This window comes from Ruegeria sp. BA2, assembly GCF_056539605.1.
Map to the genome: position 1 here is coordinate 565154 of NZ_JBQFVE010000002.1, position 20155 is coordinate 585308.

Sequence of the window (20155 nt, forward strand, 5' to 3'; positions counted from 1 at the left end):
CTAAAGGCTCTTGAGGATTTGGTTGGCCGTGAACGCCGTCTGATACAGACGGGACATAATCGGGGCTGACGGGACGGTCGAAAGCTCGGTCATGGGCAGCGGAAGGTCCGCCGGGTCCATGCCCGAGATCAGATTGGCCATGCACTCACCAAAGATCGTGCCTGTCGTGATGCCACGCCCATTGTAGCCGATTGGGGTCAATAGGTTCGGAGCCAACTGATAGATGCGCGGCAGGTGGTCCGGAGTCATAGCGATCTGACCATGCCAGGCCTCTTCGAATTCAACCGGACCCAGTTCGGGATAAAGGCGGGCGAGGTTCTTTTTGGCCCAGCGATGCGACAGCCCGCGCCCGACTGAGCCCACGACCGTACCCATGGAACCGATCACGAGGCGATCATGTGCATCACGTCGAATACTAAACATGATCTGGCCCGTATCCCAGATGCCCTGACGACCCGGTAGGATATGAGACATGTCTCCTTTCAGTGGTTTCGTAGCCAACTGAAAATAGTGAATCATGGTGAACACGCGGTTCAGGTCAGGCCACAAAGCGTCGCTATATGCGTTTGTGCCCAGCACAACATAGTTAGCGCGGACCGTACCCTTGTCGGTTTCAACAACCCATTTCTCGCCGTCGCGTCGTAAGTTGGTTGCGCAAACGCCGGTGTTGATTTCGGCTCCCGCGCCTTTTGCTGCCCGCGCAAGCCCTCGGCAATAGCCCATCGGGTTGATCGTGCCCGCGCGATGATCCAGTAGGCCACCATAGAATACGCTTGTTCCGGTTTTCTCGACCATTTCATCTGGCGAAAGCAAATCGACCGGCTTTCCCAGACGCGCCCACTCGGCGTGACGCGCTTTTAGGTCCTCGAAACCGGACGGCGCGTGCGCGGCGTGAATGGTCCCTGTCTTGGTCACTTCGCAGCGAATCTGGTGTTTTTCGATAAGATCAAAAACTTGTGCCGGCCCTTCGCCAAACCGCGTGACGAAGCGCGGCCCGTACTTATCGCCCAGCTTCTCCCGAACGGCGGCAGGGGGGTGCCAGACCCCGGCGTTGACCAAACCCACATTGCGACCCGAGCCACCGAAGCCGATATGCTTGGCCTCGAGCACATGGGCACTCAGCCCTTTCTCCGCACAGTGAAGCGCTGTTGAAAGACCCGTGAAGCCCCCACCAACAATTGCGACATCCGCTTCCGCGTCGCCAGTCATCGGATTGCGAATATCCGGCTCCTCCGCGGACACATCCCAAAGAGAGATTGGGCTGTCTGTACTCATGCGCGGGCACCCTCTTTTCTAACTACGAATACGCCATACAGTCTGGTGATTCCTGTTATCCTAAGTTGCAATGAAGGCAACATTGTGTCAATATATGAAAAGCTCGTTTTAAATATCGGAACAATGGACATGGCCCAGCTTAAGAAAACAGCAGCTCAGATGGTGCAGGAATCACGTGATCGAATTGAAGAGATTGAAACAGCAGATCTGATCGCGATGGTCGGCGACCCCAACGTTATTGTTGTAGACATTCGTGACGTACGAGAACGTCAGCGCACCGGTTTCATCCCAGGCAGTTTCCACGCACCGCGCGGAATGATTGAATTTTGGGTTGACCCCGACAGCCCCTACCACAAAGACGTATTCGCTCAGGAAGGCAAGAAGTACGTCTTTCATTGCGCCTCTGGTTGGCGCTCTGCCATCACCGTCGCCACGCTGCAGGATATGGGATTTGAAGCCGCGCACCTAAAAGAAGGCTTCGGCTCGTGGGAAAAATCCGGCGGTCCAGTCGAAAAGAAGGACTGATAGCCGGCAAAGACTGCGGGCTAGAGTTGGCGCAGCTTCTGCGTCACGCTTTCTGCGGCGTGATGGACCAATCTGCCTAAACGGTCTTCCCCGCCATCACTTAGGTTGATGTCGGGGAGTGAGATGCCAAGGGCGGCGATCGCCTCTCCATCTGGCAACAGGATGGGTGCGCCAAAACTTAGAATACGATCGCGGAACTCTCCGCGGTCAAAGGCATAACCCTGTTTGCGAGTTTCCTTTACATCTGTCTCTAGTTCATCCAGCGTCGTCAGGGTTCTGTCAGTGTATCGAGCCAGTTGACCATTCAGCTTTTCGCGGAATTGCTCAAAATTGCTCGACAAAATGGCCTTGCCCGTTCCGACACAGTAAATGGGCGCACTTCCACCCACGGGATTCCAAGATCGGATAGGCTTCAGGCTTTCAACCTTATCAATATAGATGACATTCAAACCTTCCGGCACAGCAAGATAGATAGCTTCTCCCGTTTCTTGACTTAGATACGCCATCTCGGGGGCAGCCGCGGCACGCAGATTCAGGTTTTCGACGGAACTGCGCCCAACTTGCCAGGTCTTCAAGGTTGCAGCGTATGTCTTGTCATCAAGGTGTTTGACATAACCAAGCGTGTTTAAGGTCTGCAAAAGACGAAATGTATTAGATTTCGTCAATTCCAGTTCGCGGGAGAGCTCAGTTACACCCTTACTACCCTGAGACGCAGCGAGGTTTTCCAAAATAGCCAAGCCTTTGGACAGAGTAGAGTCGACCTTAGGTTCTTTGGGTGTTTCGCTCACTGCTTATCCTTTCCTCGCAACTTGTGCTGTATAGCAGAACGAGAAGCGGCTTCAAACGCAGGTTGGTCATGAACAATCAAATCAGGAACCTCCCCGTCATAACGCTGCATATCGACCATTGTTGAATGTGAAGCCGGGCTTTGGGTCAGGCTCGACGTGCGCATGTCATGGGTCAGTACGTTCGGGTTGCCATGCCGGTCACGGTCCTGTGGTGCGTCATAGTCGGGGTCATACCAGGCGCCGGTCCACAGAAAAACACAACCTTTCAAAATATCAGCTGTGACACGCGCGCCCGCCAAACAACGACCGCGTTCGTTGAACAATTCGACGATATCGCCGTTTGCAATACCCCGTTCCGCCGCATCGTCCGGATGGATCAGAACCGGCTCGCGCCCGCGTATTTTTCGGCTCAGGCTATAGTCGCCATTATCTAGCTGAGAGTGCAACCGTGTGCCCGGTTGACCCGACAACAGATAAAAGGGCTGTTTGCCCGCAGCGGCATCCCGTGGCTGAAACCAAGTCGCGTGCCCCTTGCAGTCGTCCAATTGAAACCCTGCAATACGGTCCGAATAGATTTCGATGCGGCCACTTGGTGTATGCAAAGGGTTCGCTTCGGGGTCCTGCCGGAACTCAGCCATAAAGACCTGAGTGGGGGACGGGTCCTTCAGCTCAACAAAATCACCGCTGATGAAAGTTTGCCAATCGGGAATACTCTCTCCGGATGCGCTGGCTGCCTTTTGCGTTTGATCCCAGATACGGCGCAACCAACCGTCGCTGTCTAGCCCTTCGGAGAACTGCTCCGCAGTTCCCAGACGTTCGGCGAGATCAGCATAGACGTCGAATTCCGCCCGCGCTTCCCCCGGAGGTTCTGCACTCGCAGGCATGGGCACCAGAGCATTGTCTGATTTGCCACCGCCAAAATCCGTGCGCTCCTGCGGCGCTGCGACAGGTAAGACAATGTCTGCGTGACGAGCCGTCGAAGTCCAGTTCAACTCGTTCACAATGATGGTTTCCGGTCGCTGAAATGCCCTGTGTAGACGCCGCAAATCCTGATGGTGGTGAAATGGATTCCCTCCAGCCCACCAGACCATGCGAATATCCGGGAAAACACGGGTCTCCCCGTTGTACTTGTACTCCTCGCCCGGATTGAGAAGCATTTCTGCAATCATTGCCACCGGAATGAAATCCGAAATCGGGTTTTTACCCTGAGGGAATGTACCCCAGCGGAAGGGGCGCTCGATGTTTCCTATATTGGCGTTCACACCATATCCAACAGTATAACCTCCGCCGGGCAGTCCGATCTGACCCAGCATCGCAGCCAAGGTAACCGTCATCCATAAAGGCTGTTCACCGAAATCCGCTCGCTGAAGCGCTGCTGCACAGGTGATCATCGTGCGGCCTGCCGCCATCTCGCGTGCGAGGGATGTAATACGTTCCGCTGGAACACCAGATATCGCAGCCGCCCATACCGCTGATTTTATGACCCCATCGGCCTCGCCGCGTAGATATGCCGCCATCTTTTCAAACCCGACCGTGTATCGATCGAGAAATTCCGAGTCATGAAGCCCTTCGGACAGTAAGGTGTGTGCAAGCCCCATCATAACCGCTGTGTCGGTACCGGGTTTTGGCGGCAACCATTCGGCCCGGATCTCATCCGCAGCATCACTTTTCAGCGGGCTGCAGTTAACGAACTTAACTCCAGCTTCACAACAAGCCTTCAGATTGTCCATCATCCTGTGCTTGGCAACGCCACCGTCACTGACCTGCGTATTCCGCGTGGCCATACCCCCGAACATCACGACAAGATCGGTATGTTTGGCGACGACCTGCCAACGGGTCGCCTGTGCAACATGGGTCCGGAACGGCCCTACGATATGGGGCATCAGTACTAGTGCAGCATTGTAGCTATAGTTTCCCTCGGACCGGACGAACCCGCCCTGCCCGTTTAGGAAACGCTTAAGCTGGCTTTGAGCATGATGAAAACGGCCCGCGCTGGACCACCCATATGACCCGCCATAGATAGCTGTGTTACCAAAAGTTTGACGTATTCGGGTCAGTTCGGCGGCAACTAGCTCCAGCGCGTCATCCCAGCTGACCTCGACAAAACTGTCGCGTCCACGTACGCCCTCACCTTCCAGCCATCCACGACGGACAGCCGGACGCAATACGCGCGCACGACCATTCAGACTAGAGGCTACATTGCGGTTGATCTCTGAAGGATTCGGGTCGTCAGGATGCGGGTGAACCGCGACCAGTTTGCCGTCCTTTGTTTCTGAAATACCAGCACCCCAATGGTTTCCGGTCAGGGTCCGGGTCGTTTCTGCGGTCACGTCTTTGTTCCGATATAAAATACTGTCTTTCCGAATATTGACACAAAACTGGTAGGCTGTCATCATGCTGAACAGCATTAGAGGGCACAAAAGTGCAAGACACCCCACTTAATCTAGCAGACTGCCTTGTGCAGGATGGACGTCCCGATCGTGATGAGGGTCGACATGTTAATATGCCGATTGAACTCGGCTCAACAATGGTTTTCGACAGCTTTGCCGAATTCGCTGCTGCACGCGATGCGCGATATGAAAGCGGCACACTTTATTATGGGCGCTATGGCAATGCCGCGACCTTTAAGCTTGAGCAGATGCTGGCAAAACTTGAAGGCGCCGAAGCGATCACGTTGACATCCTCTGGGGTGGCCGCCATCACAACGACGCTGATGGCGCTGACCCACCCCGGCTGCCACGTTCTGGTCGCAGACAACGTTTACGGCAACACCCGCGTCTTCTGCGACGGGCTGCTGACCCAGCAAGGGGTCGAGATCGAGTACTTCGACCCGATGATCGGCAGCGCAATCAGCGATCTGATCCGCGCCGAAACCGCTGCGATTATGTTTGAAAGCCCGGGCTCCGGCACGTTCGAGATGCCAGATATCCGGGCCATCGCAGCAGCGGCACAATCTGCGAATGTACCCACGATCCTCGACAACACATGGGGGACGCCCGTCTTCAGCCAACCGCTGTCATGGGGCGTCGAAATCGTTGTCTACTCGGGCAGCAAATACATCTCGGGCCACTCGGACTGCATGCTGGGGATCACCGCCAGCAACGCCGCTTATGCCAAAGTTATTCGCAAGGCGGTGATGCAGGTCGGGGATAAAACCGGAGGGCAGGAAATCCTGCTCGCCCTGCGCGGGCTCAGAACACTGAAGCTGCGGATGGAGCATTTCGACAAAGCCGGTCGCGAAATGGCAATGTGGTTTGGAGATCAGCCACAGGTGAAAACCGTTCTGCACCCGGCGCTGCCCTCCTGCCCCGGTCACGAAAACTGGGCGCGGGATTTTACCGGCGCGGCCGGGCTGTTTGGCGTCATCTTCCACACTACAAGCGAAAGCGCGGCGCATCGCTTTGTCGACGCGCTGCACCATTTCGGCATCGGCGTAAGCTGGGGCGGCTATGAAAGCCTCGCCCTGCCGGTCACCCCTGTGCGCACAGCGACCAAGTGGTCGGAAACTGGCCAGCTTGTCCGTTTCAATATCGGGTTGGAGGACCTTGAAAGTCTGAAAGCAGACCTCGCCAACGCCCTCCCCCTGCTTGATCAGTAAGGATATGAGAATGCTCAACAAGATCGACCATTTTGCCATCGGCGCAGGCACTCTGGCGCACGGCGTTACGGCCATGAAAGACGCGTTGGGTGTCGAGGTGCCGCAAGGCTCGAAACACGATGCGATGAGCACGCATAACTGCGTCATGCAGGCAGGGAACGAGAGCTTCTTTGAACTGATAGCAATCGACCCCGACGCCCCCGATCCGGGCCGGGTCCGTTGGTTCACTCTGGATGATCCCGCGACGCAAGACCGGCTGAAAGAGCGCCCACGCGCGCTGTGCTGGGTGGTGAACACCGATGATCTGGATGCCGTCATCGCCGCCAGCCCGGTTGATCTGGGTGAAGTTGTCCATTTCCAGCGCGGTGACCGGACCTGGCGTCTGACCGTCCCAAAAGACGGGCATCTGCCTGAAAACGGCCTACTTCCGGCCTTCATCGAATGGTCCCCCGGTCCTCACCCGTCAACCGGCCAGCAGAACCTGGGCGTGACGCTTTCAAAGGTGCGGGTGCAGACGCCGAATGCTGCGCGCCTGACAGACATGTTTGAAAAACTCCAGATCTCGCATCTGGCAGAGATTTCCGAAGGCCCCACCGCGCTTTCCTTTGTTCTGGGAAGCCCAAATGGAACGGTAACGCTCGACTAAAACAATAGGTGCTCTATGACGATCCCATCGGTCAATCTGTCGCAAAAACCGGAGGTTACCGGTTTCTTTGATCCGGGGTCCAACACGATTACCTATGTCGTGCGCGACCCAGACTCGACGGCCTGTGCAATTGTCGATCCAGTGATGGAGTTCGACCTTTCAGCAGGCCGCCTGACCTTTGAAAGCGCCGATCAGGTCATCGCCTATATTCGCGAGAACGATCTGACCCTTGAATGGATCATCGAAACGCATGTCCATGCCGACCACCTGTCAGCCGCGCCTTACCTGCAGCAGGAGTTGGGCGGCAAGATCGGCATAGGCGAACATGTGCAAACCGTTCAGGACACGTTTGGCAAGATCTTCAACGAAGGGACAGAGTTTCAGCGCGACGGCTCGCAGTTTGACGCGCTTTTTGCGGATGGCGAGGCGTATCAACTGGGCGGCATGTCCTGCTTTGCGCTACACACACCGGGTCACACACCGGCCTGCATGGTCCATGTGATCGGTGACGCCGTTTTTGTCGGCGACACATTGTTCATGCCGGACGGAGGGTCAGCGCGCGCCGACTTCCCGGGCGGCGATGCCGGGCAGCTTTATGACTCGATCCAGCGGGTTCTTTCGCTGCCCGATGAGATGCGGCTTTTCATCTGCCACGACTACGGCCCCGGAGGGCGCGCGATTGCGTGGGAAACCACCATTGGCGAGCAGAAGGCCAAGAACATCCATGTTGGCGGCGGCAAATCGCGGGAAGAATTCATCAAGTTCCGCTTGGAACGCGACGCGCAGTTGGCCGTTCCAAAACTCATCCTGCCATCGCTTCAGGTGAACATGCGCGCCGGTGAGGTGCCCGAGGATGACGAGGGGAACATGATGCTAAAGACCCCTATCAACAAGCTTTAAACGCCTCGCAACTCCCAAAAAAACAAACCGCCCATCTGCTTTCAGATGAGCGGTTGCGTTTGCAGTGGCGGATTTCAGGGGAGGTTGGGGAGATTACCGCTCTGCAACTTTCATGCGCCGCTTGAGGTATTCTCCGTACTGGCCAAGGCCAAACAGGAACACCCAGTAGATCGCGGCAACAAATGCCAGCACTTCAATATAGTAAGGTGCCCATTCGCCTGTCCCAAAGGCGGCATTGGCCGAAGCAAGCACATCGAAGAACCCGATGATGATCACGATCGCGGTTTCCTTGAAGGTCACAACAACGTTGTTGACCGTGGCCGGCAGCGCGTGACGGAACACCTGCGGCAGAACAATGCGCCCTAGAATCTGCCAATAAGTCAGACCCAGCGCCTTGCCCGCTTCGAACTGTCCTTTGGTGATGGCCTGAAATCCACCACGCAGCACTTCGGCTTGATAGCAGGCAAAGAACAAGCCAAACGCAATGATCACGCGCCAGATCTTATCCCCTTCCAACCAGCTCGGCAGCAGGATCGGGATCACCACTGCGGCTGTGAAAAGGGTCGTCAGCAACGGTAGAGAGCGGATCGTGTCGATCACCAGCGACGCAAACCCGCGCACGACAGGCATCTCGGACCGGCGCATCAACGCCAGACCCAGCCCCATCGGCATCCCGATCAAAACAACGCTGGAGAACAGGAACAATGTCAGAGCCAAACCGCCCCACTGATCTGTGGTGACCTGCGGCAGACCCAACAGGCTGCCTTCCATCAACAGGAAATAGGTGGCGAAGCCCACGACCCAGATGGTCGACAGGCGCTTGGCCGTCCAGGTCCAAGGGAAGCACGAAATGATAACCGTGCCGATAATCGCCAGGCAAGCCAAGGCCGACCGCCAGTGTTCGTCGTACGGGTAAAGACCAAAAAGGATCAGCCGGTGCCGGGCATCGATAACAGACCAACACGCCCCGCCGTGACCGCATTCCTCGACATTGTCCGCGCTCCACACCGCGTGGAACACACCCCAGCTGAGCGCTTGCCATACCAGCCATGCGAGGCCCGCGAAGACTACAACCGTGATGATCGAATCCGTCGGCGTGGCGAACGAACGGCGGCGGAATCTCTCCCAGTCGAATTTCTTGTGAAGTACCGCGTCAGCCATATCAATGCGCCTTCAGTTTGAGGCTTTCGTTCAGCCAATTTATGAACTGAGCAATCGAGAAATTGACCAGCAGGAACGCGCCCATGAGGATGGCGATCAGTTCCAGCGTCTGCCCGGACTGTGTGATCGAAGTAGAGACGATGTAGAACAGGTCAGAGAACCCAATGGCGACACCGATGGTTGTGGCTTTCATGATGAAAATCCACTGGTTGCCAAGTGGCGGAATAATCGTCCGCAAAGCCATGGGCATCTTGATCCGCGCCCAGATCGCACGTTGGGTCAGACCCAGCGCCTCACCGGCCTCGATAAGTCCCTTGGGCACTTCGGCAAGACCTCCGCGCACAACCTCGGCGATATAGGCCGAGCCATACAGCGTGATGGCGATGATCATTACCAACAGTTCGGGTGAGATCGTCAGACCGCCGACAAAGCGCAGCCCCTTGAGCTCGGGCCACGAAATCGCGCCCTCACCTGCCGGAACCGTCAGGCCGGTTGCGACCAGAACCATGAAAAAACCCAGACCAATCAGCGCCAGCACGATCTTGGTAAAGCTGATCTTCATCCGCGACAGAAAGAATGCCGCCGCGATCAGAACCAAGACCATGACAAGAGCGACGGTCAGAGACACGTTCAGCAGCGGGATCATCAAGCCGCGATTGGACAGGAAAATCGCTTCGCCAAGGGTCATCGCCTGCCGTGGTCCCGGCAGGTGGATCACAACGGCATACCAGAAGATGCCCTGCAGGATCAGCGGAATGTTCCGGAAGGTCTGGATATAGACCGTCGCAGCGGTCTTCAGTGCCGGGTTCCGTGCATCGCGGAATGTCCCGATGAGAAAACCAAAGACCGTGGACAGGACAATCGTCAGAAAGCCCAGGAAAACGGTGTTCAGGAACCCGATGGTCAGGGTTCGGGCGTAGCTGTCGTTGATGTCCCGGTCGATCAGCGAGAAAGAGTAGGACCAGCCGGTAGACCGTTCAAGGAAGCCAAAGCCGCTGGCCAGACCCAGCGCATTCAGATTGACCTTGGCGCTTTGGATGGCGCTGATGACGACCAGTGCAGAAAATACGATCAGCGCGCTTTGTATAATCAATTTGCGCCTGTTGGCGCGCGCCTTCAGTTCGGATGCGTCCATGGCTCTTAGTCTTCTGGTTTTAGGGAAGGTGCGGGGCCGCAACACTACGCGGCCCCGAGGCTAGGTCAGTGCTTAGTCAAGCTGTGGGGCGTACAGAACGCCACCGTGGCTCCAGAGATTGTTCAGACCGCGTTCTAGTTTGTACGGGCTGTTGTCGCCAAGGTTGCGGTGGTAGATCTCGCCATAGTTGCCGACGGCTGCGATCATCTCTTTGGCCCATGTGTCACGGATGCCAAGCCGCTCACCCATGCCCGGCTCGGCACCCAGCAGACGCGCGATTTTCGGGTTCGGCGGGTTGGCTGCCATTTCTTCGACATTCTCCGAGGTGATGCCTTCTTCTTCGGCAATCAGCAGAGCAGCCAACATCCAGTTGGTAAAGTCGACAAAGTCTTCATCCCCCTGACGCATCGCGGCCGAGATCGGCTCATTCGACAGTTGATCGTTTAGGATCACATGTGCGTCGGGGTTTTCCATTTCGGTCGCACGCAGGACCGCCAGGAATGGACCCCAGGCGACAAAGCTGTCACAGCGGTTGGCCAGATACGCCGCACGCAGTTCCGATGCTTTTTCATAGCTGACCATTGTGTGTTCAACGCCAAGGCTTTGCAGGTAGTTGGCCGCAATACGCTCGATCGTGGTGCCGGCTTCGACACAGATTGTGCCACCTTCCAGATCTTTTGCTTCGGTGATCCCCAGATCGCCATGCGCCATGAACTGGGCGCCACCAAAGAAATAGGGGATTGAGAACTGCAGACCCAGCTCAGTGTCACGGCCCATGGTCCAGCCAGTGGCTTTGATGATGACATCAACATCACCCGATTGCAGCGCGGGGAACCGCTGCGCCCAGCTCAGTGGGACGATCTTTGACTTTTCCGGATCGCCCAGCAGCGCTGTCGTCATCGCGCGACAAAGATCGATATCCAGGCCTTTCCACTCGTTTTTATCATTCACTTCGACAAAACCGAAATAGGAACCGTTGTGGCCCGAGCACAGCAAGGTGCCGCGGTCCTGAATTGCTTTGATGGTAGGGCTTTCTGCCATCGCCAGACTTGGGAAGGTGAGCCCTGCGGCAACGGCCAATCCGGCCGCTAAACCTTTGACTTGCATTTTTCTAACTCCACTGTTGTTCTATATTTCGGCACATACGTGTCGATATAGAGAATGAACAACTTGCCGCAACGAGTCAACAGTTTCGAAACTGGGACACGCAGTTGAACTCAAAAACCGCGAACATTTCGCTCAGATTTTAGGCGCGCAACGGGTGCCTGTGATTAAGTATTCTCCGGTTTATTGGAAGATCAGGGCGCCGCGCTCGAAAGATGAAGTGCGCGGCAAAACTCGGAACCACGCGGAGAATTAGCTTGTTGAGGATCACTCACGAATGGGCACGACTTGATTGCCTAGCGCCCTAGAATTAAATTGGAAATTCAAGAGGAATACACAGATGTCACAAGTTGAGACCAAGTAACAATCCGCACCTTTGATTAACGAGTAACTTTGCTTTGCGCTCTATTCGATGTCGCGCGCTATCACGAAAATACTCCGGCATCCTGGACGAACTGGGCCTTACCCAACTACAATATTTGACTTTGCTTGTTCTCTGGGAAAAGGATGGCAGGAGTGTCCAAGAAATCGTGGATTACCTTGAGCTTGAGGGGGCAACAACTACGCCCTAGCTGAAAAGAAGATGAGCGTAGATTTAAAGTGTTTCTTACGGAAAAAGGCCACGCAACGCGCGCACGTGCACTGGATGTGCCAGAGCGTCTTGGGTGTGCCTTAGGCGTGACGGATAGCCAGGTCGATACGTGGATGAAACACCTTCGCGACCGTCGTAGAACCATGGGATAGCGCGAACACAAGCCAAGCTCGTGATCTTGTTACTTGGCTAGTGCACTAGCTAACTCCAACTACCTAATGCACTAGCTTTAACAATGAGCGCCCACTATGAAACGTCGAAAAGTACTAGCAGCAGTAGGCGCGCAAAATTCGAAGGACGTGATCCTGTTCGCGATATTCGTCTACGTCCGATACTGTGTGGGTAGTGTCGCAAACCTTTGGAACGACAAAAGCCAGAGATATGCCAGACGCAGTGATCCTGTGATCTCAGCAAACAACCGAAAACCAGGGGTCGTATCACTAGAGAATTGCTCCTTCCGGATCATGTTTGCGACACCACCGGCTCGGTTCTTGGTGAATCGGATCGGTTTACCGAACAACGTTTTGTTGTCGAGCTGCCAAGAGCTTCCAGATTTCCGACATAACCTTGCCCATTGTTTTGTCACGCCGGCGGATCGCAAACACGTCTGTGTGCCGAGGCGGGAAACCATCGACGTTCAACGGAATCAGTTCGCCTGATTCAAGTTCCTCTTGCATCAGGTGCTCTGGGACACCGCCCCAACCCAGGCCGGCCTTGATAATCGACTTCTTGGCCTCAAAGTCCGACACGATCCAGTGTTGGCCGCCAGACAGAACATCTCTGCTTTGGTCGAAATCCTTGCTACCGCTCCCGGCCACGATCACCTGAGTATAGCCCTGCATTTCTCGTTTAGAACGCACGCCTCGCGTTTTGGCCGCTGCAAACTCAGGGCTTGCAACAGGCCGGATGGTGATCGAACCAAACGGGAGCGTTTCCACCTCGTCGATCGGAACGTCTTGAAGCCCCGCTATGATCATATCAGCAGCACCTTCCATCAACCTTGCGAGCGGCCCACCCATCATCTCGGAGGCGACGTTGATGTTTGTTCCGGGATAAGTCTGCCTGACTTTGGCTAAGAGATCGAGGACAGGTTCCAGCGACATAGTTGCTGTAATAGCTATGGAAACCATTGGCTCTTGAGCACTTCGCAGTCCGGCGACAACGGATTTTAACGCACTCACTTGCTCCAACACCCGCGCTGTTTCCCGGAAAAATATCTCACCTTCGGGTGTCAGTTCCGGTCTGTAACTTTCGCGAGAGAAAAGGTCGAACTCCAATTCCGCCTCCAGTTTCCTGATTTGATGACTGACCGCAGATTGAGCCTTATTCAGGCGCTCTGCTGCGGCACGAAAGGTTCCGGTGGCGACAATCGCATCCAGGGCGACGAGTTGATCTAGGGTCATGTCGATCTCATATGATCTTCTTTTTAGATCATTACTCTGAGAAATCGATATTATCAATTGCCCCTCATGGCAGCTACTTCAGGTTCACACCCAAGAAAGGAGCCTGAAATGAAACTCTATTACAAACCCGGCGCCTGCTCGCTTGCCAGCCACATCATGCTGTACGAGGTCGGCGCCGAATTCGAGATCGAAGCGGTTGACACCAATGCCGGATTGACCGCCAGCGGAAGCGACTATCGCGACATCAACCCCAACGGCTATGTGCCTTCGCTGACGATCACAGGCGACGAAACCCTGAGTGAAGGCGTCGCCATTCTTCAGTACATCGCAGACAACAACGCAGAGCGCGCCTTTGCCCCCGAACCTGGTAGTGTTGCGCGCGCAAGAGTGCAACAGCATCTCAACTATGCCGCTGCCGAACTGCACAAATCGTGGGGCCCGCTCTTTGCCGGCAATGCGACCGCAGCAGAGCAGCAAGCCGCCGAAGAAAAAGTTCGTTCGAAATTCGACTATCTTGAAACGGTTTTTTCCGATGGCAGGGCATTCCTTGTGAACGAAACCTTTTCGGTTGCGGATGCCTATACGTTTGTTCTGGTAAACTGGGCGAACTTCAAATCCATTGACCTGTCGGGCTGGCCGCATCTTGCAGCCTATGTCGCGCGGATTGCCGAACGTCCGGCTGTAAAATCGGCGTTTGCCGCGGAAGGGCTAGTATGATGGTACAGTCGAAACATCCCGAAATCCAAGAGCTGATGAAGCGTTACTTTGACGGTCTCTATCACTCTGACAGCAACGTGCTGAGGACCGTTTTCCACAAAGACCTTGCTTATGTGAACGGCACCTCGGGCACCTACGAATTCATGGGGTTGGAGGCCTATATGCACAGGATCGACGGGCGCACCCCGCCCGCCTCGCGCGGCGACCCCCGACAAGAGGTGATCGAACGGGTCGCGCTCAAAGGCGATCGCATCGGTATTGTCGAGGCTCGAATGACCATGATGGGGCGCAACTACCAGGATCTTCTGACACTGATTAATACAGGCGACGGCTGGCGCGTTCTGACTAAGGTCTTCTCGTTTGTCGAGCGAAAGGAGTAATCCGATGCCTTACGTAAACATCAAGGTAACACAGGAAGGCGGCCCCGAAGGTAAAGGCCCGTCTGCAGAAGAAAAGGCGCTGCTTATCTCGGGTGTCACCGATCTGCTTCAGAGGGTTTTGAACAAAAATCCCACAACGACCTTTGTGGTGATTGACGAAGTCCCGCTTGAAAACTGGGGTATGAAAGGCCGTTCGGTCCGCTATATCCGCGCCAAGACGCCCTGAACCCTCTTCGATACCTAAAACCAAAACTGTCGGTGCGCCTGATGGCGCACCGGTTCAGAGGAAACGTCTTAGAGACACCCCAAGCGTTCCTACCTGCGCCAAGGCAGGCTGGCCTATCGACCGGCTGGTGCAGGGCTGACGCCAGAGGGTTTTTCAGCTTTCACACTCAATTGGCGGAACCGGTTATGAACCCGAACCTTACTCAAACTGACATGCTGAAAGGGTACCTCTGGATGGCCCTGGCCGTTGTGATCTGGGCCGGCTGGCTGGTCCTGACCTCATCGGGGCGCACGACAAGCTTGTCTGTCGTTGACCTTGCCGGGCTGCGTGCGTTTTTTCCTGCCATTCTGCTTGCCCCCGTCTTGTGGGCCCGCCGGCATGAGGTCGCCCGGCTTGGAGTCACACGCTGCCTGCTTCTGTCCGCGTATGGTGCCCCGTTCACCCTAAGCGTCGGGCTGGGACTGGGCAAAGCGCCGGTTGCTCATGCTGGCGCATTGGTTCCCGGCCTGATGCCTCTATTGGCCGCTGCAATCTGCGCTGTTTTCTTTGGTGCACCCGTTCAACGGCGTCAGATCATCGGCTATTTGCTGATCTTGATTGCCACATTGTCTGTATTCGTCCTTGCAGGTAGGCCATTCGCGGGCCCGAACATTTTCGCCGGTCACGTTCTGTTTTTGATCGGCGCCTGTTGCTGGGCCTGTTTCGCCGCAACATCCAAAACCTTCGACATCCCGCCGTTTCTGGCAACCGCTATTGTCGGTGGCGTCTCATCGGCACTGATCCTGCCCGTTTGGGTGTTCTCCGGCCACTCCACCCTTAGCCTGGCATCTTGGTCTGAGATTTTGTTTCAGTCATTCTTCCAAGGCATCGCCTCTGGGCTGCTGTCGCTTTTTGCATTCACCCGGGCGCTCCGCCTGATCGGCCATCAAGCTAGCATGCTTGCTTCGCTCACACCGGGGGTTGCCACTTTGCTGGCTGTTCCTGCTTTGGGGCAAGTGCCAAATGTCATCGAGTTGCTTGCTCTTTTGCTGGTGATCCTGGGCCTGCTGATCAGTTCAACCGGTGGTGGACCCGCACCCACCCATAACAACGCCACCGCTCACAATTGCTGAGCCCCGGTCATCGGAGAAACGAGAAATGTATATGGATCCCATTCCGACCCCTGTCGTCACCGACATATGGAACACCCTTAAACAAGAGGCGCGCGAAATGTGTAAGAATGAGCCATTTCTCGCACGGATGCTTCAGCGCGTTTTGTTGACCCCCAGCACCTTTGGACAAGCCATTGTCGAACTGCTCGCGCGACCACTAGCAGACCAAGACATTGAGGAAACACAGCTTCGTTCCGTGTTTTTGAATACGATCCGGGGCGATGGCCGGTTTGTCGATTCGACAGCGCAAGACCTTGCGGCCGTTTTTTCCAAAGACCCGGCCTGCAAAACCCATGCCCGTGCATTCTTGAACTACAAGGGCTTTCAAGCGCTGCAAGCGCATCGCTTCGCGCACCGATGGTGGCATTCAGGTCGTCATGAACTCGCTATCTGGCTGTCCAACAGGGTCTCTGCTGTTTTGGGTCCCGACATTCATCCCGCCGCTCGAATAGGTTCAGGAGTTATGCTTGATCATGGCTCTGACATCGTTGTTGGTGAAACCGCAGTTGTGGAAGACAATGTAACCATTCTTCAAAATGTTACACTTGGGGGAACGGGAAAAGTCACAGGCGAGCGACACCCCAAGGTTCGCCAAGGCGCAATGATTGGCGCAGGGGCCAATATAATTGGAAACATCGAAATCGGGGCTTTCAGCAAAGTCGGCGCAGGAAGCGTTGTTCTCAAGGACGTGCCACCCAACTGCACAGTGGCAGGTGTACCGGCTCAAATCGTGCGAATTCACTCTGAGTTCCTCCTGACGGGACGTGCCGCTGACATCTGAAAGGAGTTTCCTGAGGGAAACGAAGACTCATGAATGACAATCCGACCTTCAAAAATGTCTGTCATCGAGGGTGTTTTTCCATTCGGCAGACAAGTTGCGCCGGCTAATTGTTGCTAGGGAACCCAATTTTGATGGGTGATCGCATAATTCAAAGCTTCGAGATCTTCAGTCAGTTGGCTGTGTGAGATTGGCCCTCCCAGGCACACCCTGACCGCTTCGTCGGGTGCGCCTGTTACCGTAAAGGCATTGCTCGGCATAACTCCGACTTGACGATTGGCCATGTGGCTCATCACGTCAGCTCGGCTCGACCCTTGGGGCAGCTTGAGCCAGATATTGAATGCTTCGTTGCTGCCGACGAAGTCTTGGTCCAGCATAATCTTGGCCGCAAGATTCTGTCTGCGGTTCGCCTCGTTGCGGACGAACTTTTGCACCGCCGCGGCTGTACCATCCTCGATCCATCGCGCCATCAAAGCTGTTGTGATTGGTGACGCCATGACATTCGATGCTTGCAAGGCCCGCGTGAAGTGGGCTATCGCCCGCCAGCACCTGAAACCATCATCCCAATGGATTATAGGCCGATGATGCACTAACAATCAGGTTGGACCAGTCAGATGAGGCTGCTCAGCTTTAAGGTATCGAGCGCTTCGCCACAGTGACAATTCAAGAAAAAATAACTGCGAGAAACAAGGTGGCTGAAACTGCTCTCTTACAGGAAACAGGCGTGCCCACACACTTTCGCGCAACTCGAGCTTAGCCCAGAGTGATGCCGGTGATGAAGGTGTACGAGCTTTCAACCAGATCGATGACGACATCCAGCTCTTCGGGTGTGGTCGGTGTATATATCATGACAAAGCCGCTCCACCCAGGACGTTGCTTGGCCCAGGGGTGAGCTACGGCCCAGCCAGCCTCAATTGCCCTTCGCGCCATTTCTGGGTCGAGCGAGGCGTGCAAGCTGCCATCAGGATGCATGTGCGCAAACTCAAACCCACCGACGATAGAGTTCGGTTGGGACAACAACATATCGGGATCAAGCTGAAAGCCAATCGCGCCAGGTAATGATATGCGTGTGGGGCCAAGTGTGACCCCCGGGAATTGCGCAACTCGCTCCAGCAATAGCTGGGCCAAATCGGCATTAATTTCGACACCAATCTGAGTATGCGGCACGCCGCTTGTCGTTTCGGGACGGGGCGAGATGCGCTCCGGCAAGGAGCGCTCTTGCGCAGACGCCATCGAGCACATCAATGTCACTACCGTCACAGAAACCGCCAATGTTCTCAGGTGTACATTCATCGTGTTGACCATGCGCCAATATCAAAGATTGAGTGCTCAGCGCCGTATCGGTGCCCCTGCACGCATCATTCAGCTTTTAACGCTTCGATATTGATCAAGAGCTCTATCTCGTCGCTCACAGCAGGTGCAAAGGCCCCAAGTCCGAATTCAGACCGTACGATAGTCGCCGTGGCAGCCAGCCCCAAGGTCGCCGTGCCCTCTTTTGGGCCAAACGGGTATGGCGCTGACTTGTTGAGCGTTGTTTCCAGAACAACAGGCTTGGTGACGCCGTTCATGGTCAAGTCGCCAGAAATATCCGCGGAATTGTCCCCGGTCACTTCAATGCTGGTTGAGGCGAATGTGACCACGTCACCGTCGTTCGCGCTGAAAAAGTCATCGGACATGAAGTGTTGCAAACGGGCATCCCAGCCCGTGATCATGGATTTTACAGGCATAGACACTGTGACAGACGACGCAGACGGATCATCTTCGTTGAACTCTATCTCGCCGCTAAAACCTGAGAACATGCCAAATGTTTCTGAGAACCCGATGTGGTCGTAGCTGAACAATACCTGGCTGTGTCCAGGATCCAGCTCGTAGGTGCCACTCTCGGACAATGCGGTTGTCGCGCCCATCGATAAGAGTACCGCCAGCGGGGTTGTTGCCACTTTGAACATTGATACGCTCCCATTTTGACAAGACTTGTTTGCGGAATTGAGTATTGAGCTTTAGTTATTAGCTGATCATACTTATAGAACAAAATGTTTTATTACGCAACAAAGTGTTCTACAGGAGGGGCGGTTGAAAGAAGATCCCAGGCTGATCGCCACACGGCAGGCCGCGCTTGATGCGGCGCAAAGGATACTGAGGGATGAGGGCGTACTGCACGTAACTCATGGCGCGGTTTCAAAGGCAACGGGTATTTCGCGGAGCACACTTTACAGGCACTGGCCAGATGCGCGCAGTCTACGTGATGCAGCATTCAGGCGCATCGCAACACCGCCGAACATACCACCCAAAACCGATGGCCCGCTGCGATCTGACCTGCGCTGGCTACTCGGCGTACTGATGGGAGCTTTGAATGACACACCATGGGGCCAAATCGCGCCTCAGGTGGTCGCTGCTGCGTCCACCGACGAAGAAGCGCGGTTGGTGATCACTGAATTCATGAAAGACAGGTTCGCAAGTGTTGAAGCAGTATTTGCAGCCGCAATAGACCGCGGTGAGATCGCCACGGATGTTCCGGTTGAACAGCTTATAGAACTAGCAGTCGCTGCACCTTACTTCCGCAAGCTCATACGTCATGAGATACTGGACGAAGATTGGTTGGATCAACATGTTGATCTGCTGTGCAGTGTCGCGAAAACCAATTCGGAGCAGTGAACATCGCCTTACTTAGCAATCAAAGCGACCAGCAACGGGCGCGAGATTTCGACAGAAAAACAATTTATGATCAATAGCCTGTCCAGCCAGTTCCTCATAACTGCTGCTTCAAATAGTCCCGACGAAGGTTCGCTATGATCGTTCTTCGAATTTTGCAAAGTCCGCGTTCTGCGCATTTCTGTAATTCGGGCAACGCGCAGCATCGGCCAAAGTGGGCTCGATGCGGCCAATCTCCGCGGCTTGCATGTTTGGCAGGCCCAGCCGGTGCTGTCAGACGAATTCGAACCAGTCTCAGTTTGCCGCGGGAACCGTGAACCTATCCGGAACAAAGTTGACGCCACTCGGCAAGAGCGGCGCTGCGTGTCAACTTGAAGGTGTCTCGGCTGGTGAGCGATCGTTCCTGATTGAAGTGATTGTAGACGGAGGAATGAACGGAGGCGAATTTCTGTAAACTTCGCATGCGCCTGAAACGCTGCATCGCGCGTTCGCGTCGTCGGAAAGGCAGGTGCGAGTTCTCGACGCGGTTGTTGAGCCACCTGCCCGTCCTTTGTTTTTCGAGCACGCCCATTTCTCTAAGCGCAGCCTTGTAAGAAGCGAAGCGATCTGTGAAGACCTCCTCGGCGCAACCGTGTCGCTTCATCAATTTCTTGAGGAATTTCAATGCTGCAGCTTTGTTTCGGCGTTTAGTAACAGCTGCTTCCAGCACCTCGCCTTCGTGATCAACAGCCCGCCAAAGATAATGCCGCTTGCCATTTACCTTCACGAAAACCTCGTCCACGTGCCACTTCCATTTGGAGAATGCTCTCAATTGCTGAACACGCTTCCGTCTGATCTCAGAAGCAAACATCGGCCCGAACCTGTTCCACCAATACCGGACAGTTTCGTGGCTCACGTCGATGCCTCGCTCGTGCAACAAATCTTCGACATTCCGAAGCGAGAGCGGGAAGCGGATGTACAACATCACCGCAAGGCGGATGATCTCAGGGCTGGTTTTAAAGTATTTGAAGGAGGCAGGTCTGGTCATGGACAAAAGCTACGCAACACCCCTACCCCGCTCAACCAAAGTTCTTCCGACAAGACCCTTTCGCGCATCATGGGCCACGAGCGCGAAACGCGGCGCA

General features: G+C 55.2%; 21 protein-coding genes. 10 read left to right on the forward strand and 11 right to left on the reverse strand.

What is annotated here, in order from left to right; translation table 11 throughout:
• Positions 1-1275, reverse strand: coding sequence for an NAD(P)/FAD-dependent oxidoreductase (locus tag ACR0NN_RS07340; protein ID WP_170723413.1), 1275 nt, complete (start codon positions 1273-1275; stop codon positions 1-3).
• 129 nt (positions 1276-1404) lie between these two features.
• On the opposite strand from ACR0NN_RS07340, the gene ACR0NN_RS07345 reads away from it, so the two are divergent.
• Positions 1405-1800 carry a rhodanese-like domain-containing protein gene (locus ACR0NN_RS07345; RefSeq protein ID WP_170723455.1) on the forward strand — a complete coding sequence of 132 codons (396 nt, stop codon included), beginning with the start codon at positions 1405-1407 and terminating at the stop codon, positions 1798-1800.
• 20 nt (positions 1801-1820) lie between these two features.
• On the opposite strand, the gene ACR0NN_RS07350 is transcribed toward ACR0NN_RS07345, so the two are convergent.
• Positions 1821-2588 (reverse strand): IclR family transcriptional regulator, encoded by a 768-nt coding sequence (locus ACR0NN_RS07350; RefSeq protein ID WP_170723414.1) that lies wholly within the window; start codon positions 2586-2588, stop codon positions 1821-1823.
• The gene (locus ACR0NN_RS07355; RefSeq protein WP_170723415.1) at positions 2585-4981 is read right to left on the reverse strand and encodes a molybdopterin-dependent oxidoreductase; all 2397 of its coding nucleotides are present in this window, start codon (positions 4979-4981) and stop codon (positions 2585-2587) included. Before ACR0NN_RS07355 ends, ACR0NN_RS07350 begins: the two co-directional genes overlap by 4 nt.
• Before the next feature lie 65 nt (positions 4982-5046).
• Between ACR0NN_RS07355 and metC the strand changes: the two genes are divergently transcribed.
• The 3 genes from metC to ACR0NN_RS07370 are packed head-to-tail and all read left to right on the forward strand — an operon-like array spanning position 5047 to position 7732.
• Positions 5047-6186: a cystathionine beta-lyase gene (metC, locus tag ACR0NN_RS07360; protein ID WP_480684308.1), complete on the forward strand. Its 1140-nt coding sequence runs from the start codon at positions 5047-5049 to the stop codon at positions 6184-6186.
• Positions 6187-6196: 10 nt separating this feature from the next.
• Positions 6197-6832 carry a VOC family protein gene (locus tag ACR0NN_RS07365; RefSeq protein ID WP_170380825.1) on the forward strand — a complete coding sequence of 212 codons (636 nt, stop codon included), beginning with the start codon at positions 6197-6199 and terminating at the stop codon, positions 6830-6832.
• 15 nt (positions 6833-6847) lie between these two features.
• Positions 6848-7732: an MBL fold metallo-hydrolase gene (locus ACR0NN_RS07370; protein ID WP_170723417.1), complete on the forward strand. Its 885-nt coding sequence runs from the start codon at positions 6848-6850 to the stop codon at positions 7730-7732.
• A gap of 93 nt (positions 7733-7825) precedes the next feature.
• Here ACR0NN_RS07370 and ACR0NN_RS07375 read toward each other — a convergent pair whose 3' ends face one another.
• From ACR0NN_RS07375 to ACR0NN_RS07390, 4 genes are all read right to left on the reverse strand, one after another.
• Positions 7826-8893, reverse strand: a complete 1068-nt coding sequence (locus ACR0NN_RS07375) for an amino acid ABC transporter permease (protein ID WP_170723418.1) — start codon at positions 8891-8893, stop codon at positions 7826-7828.
• 1 nt (position 8894) lies between these two features.
• Entirely contained in the window at positions 8895-10028 is a 1134-nt protein-coding gene (locus ACR0NN_RS07380) for an ABC transporter permease subunit (protein ID WP_170723419.1), read from the reverse strand.
• 72 nt (positions 10029-10100) lie between these two features.
• Positions 10101-11135, reverse strand: a complete 1035-nt coding sequence (locus tag ACR0NN_RS07385) for an amino acid ABC transporter substrate-binding protein (protein WP_170642912.1) — start codon at positions 11133-11135, stop codon at positions 10101-10103.
• A gap of 1098 nt (positions 11136-12233) precedes the next feature.
• Positions 12234-13127: a LysR family transcriptional regulator gene (locus ACR0NN_RS07390; protein ID WP_170642916.1), complete on the reverse strand. Its 894-nt coding sequence runs from the start codon at positions 13125-13127 to the stop codon at positions 12234-12236.
• 108 nt (positions 13128-13235) lie between these two features.
• On the opposite strand from ACR0NN_RS07390, the gene gstA reads away from it, so the two are divergent.
• From gstA to cysE, 5 genes are all read left to right on the forward strand, one after another.
• Positions 13236-13844, forward strand: a complete 609-nt coding sequence (gene gstA / locus ACR0NN_RS07395; RefSeq protein ID WP_170642917.1) for a glutathione transferase GstA — start codon at positions 13236-13238, stop codon at positions 13842-13844.
• The gene (locus tag ACR0NN_RS07400; protein ID WP_170380846.1) at positions 13844-14224 is read left to right on the forward strand and encodes a nuclear transport factor 2 family protein; all 381 of its coding nucleotides are present in this window, start codon (positions 13844-13846) and stop codon (positions 14222-14224) included. Before gstA ends, ACR0NN_RS07400 begins: the two co-directional genes overlap by 1 nt.
• Before the next feature lie 4 nt (positions 14225-14228).
• On the forward strand, positions 14229-14450 hold the full coding sequence (locus tag ACR0NN_RS07405) for a tautomerase family protein (protein WP_170380848.1): 222 nt from the start codon (positions 14229-14231) through the stop codon (positions 14448-14450).
• Positions 14451-14635: 185 nt separating this feature from the next.
• Positions 14636-15562, forward strand: a complete 927-nt coding sequence (locus tag ACR0NN_RS07410) for a DMT family transporter (RefSeq protein WP_170723420.1) — start codon at positions 14636-14638, stop codon at positions 15560-15562.
• Positions 15563-15587: 25 nt separating this feature from the next.
• A complete protein-coding gene (gene cysE, locus ACR0NN_RS07415; protein WP_170723421.1) occupies positions 15588-16382 on the forward strand; it encodes a serine O-acetyltransferase in 795 nt (264 codons plus the stop codon).
• 113 nt (positions 16383-16495) lie between these two features.
• On the opposite strand, the gene ACR0NN_RS07420 is transcribed toward cysE, so the two are convergent.
• The 3 genes from ACR0NN_RS07420 to ACR0NN_RS07430 form a co-directional block, all read right to left on the reverse strand.
• Positions 16496-16849, reverse strand: coding sequence for a PLP-dependent aminotransferase family protein (locus ACR0NN_RS07420; protein WP_170723422.1), 354 nt, complete (start codon positions 16847-16849; stop codon positions 16496-16498).
• Between the two features lie 283 nt (positions 16850-17132).
• On the reverse strand, positions 17133-17672 hold the full coding sequence (locus tag ACR0NN_RS07425; protein ID WP_480684311.1) for a luciferase domain-containing protein: 540 nt from the start codon (positions 17670-17672) through the stop codon (positions 17133-17135).
• A gap of 65 nt (positions 17673-17737) precedes the next feature.
• Entirely contained in the window at positions 17738-18328 is a 591-nt protein-coding gene (locus tag ACR0NN_RS07430) for a YceI family protein (protein WP_170723424.1), read from the reverse strand.
• Positions 18329-18452: 124 nt separating this feature from the next.
• On the opposite strand from ACR0NN_RS07430, the gene ACR0NN_RS07435 reads away from it, so the two are divergent.
• Positions 18453-19034 (forward strand): TetR/AcrR family transcriptional regulator, encoded by a 582-nt coding sequence (locus tag ACR0NN_RS07435; protein ID WP_170723425.1) that lies wholly within the window; start codon positions 18453-18455, stop codon positions 19032-19034.
• A gap of 316 nt (positions 19035-19350) precedes the next feature.
• On the opposite strand, the gene ACR0NN_RS07440 is transcribed toward ACR0NN_RS07435, so the two are convergent.
• Positions 19351-20058, reverse strand: a complete 708-nt coding sequence (locus ACR0NN_RS07440) for an IS6 family transposase (RefSeq protein ID WP_480684313.1) — start codon at positions 20056-20058, stop codon at positions 19351-19353.
• Positions 20059-20155: the final 97 nt, after the last annotated feature.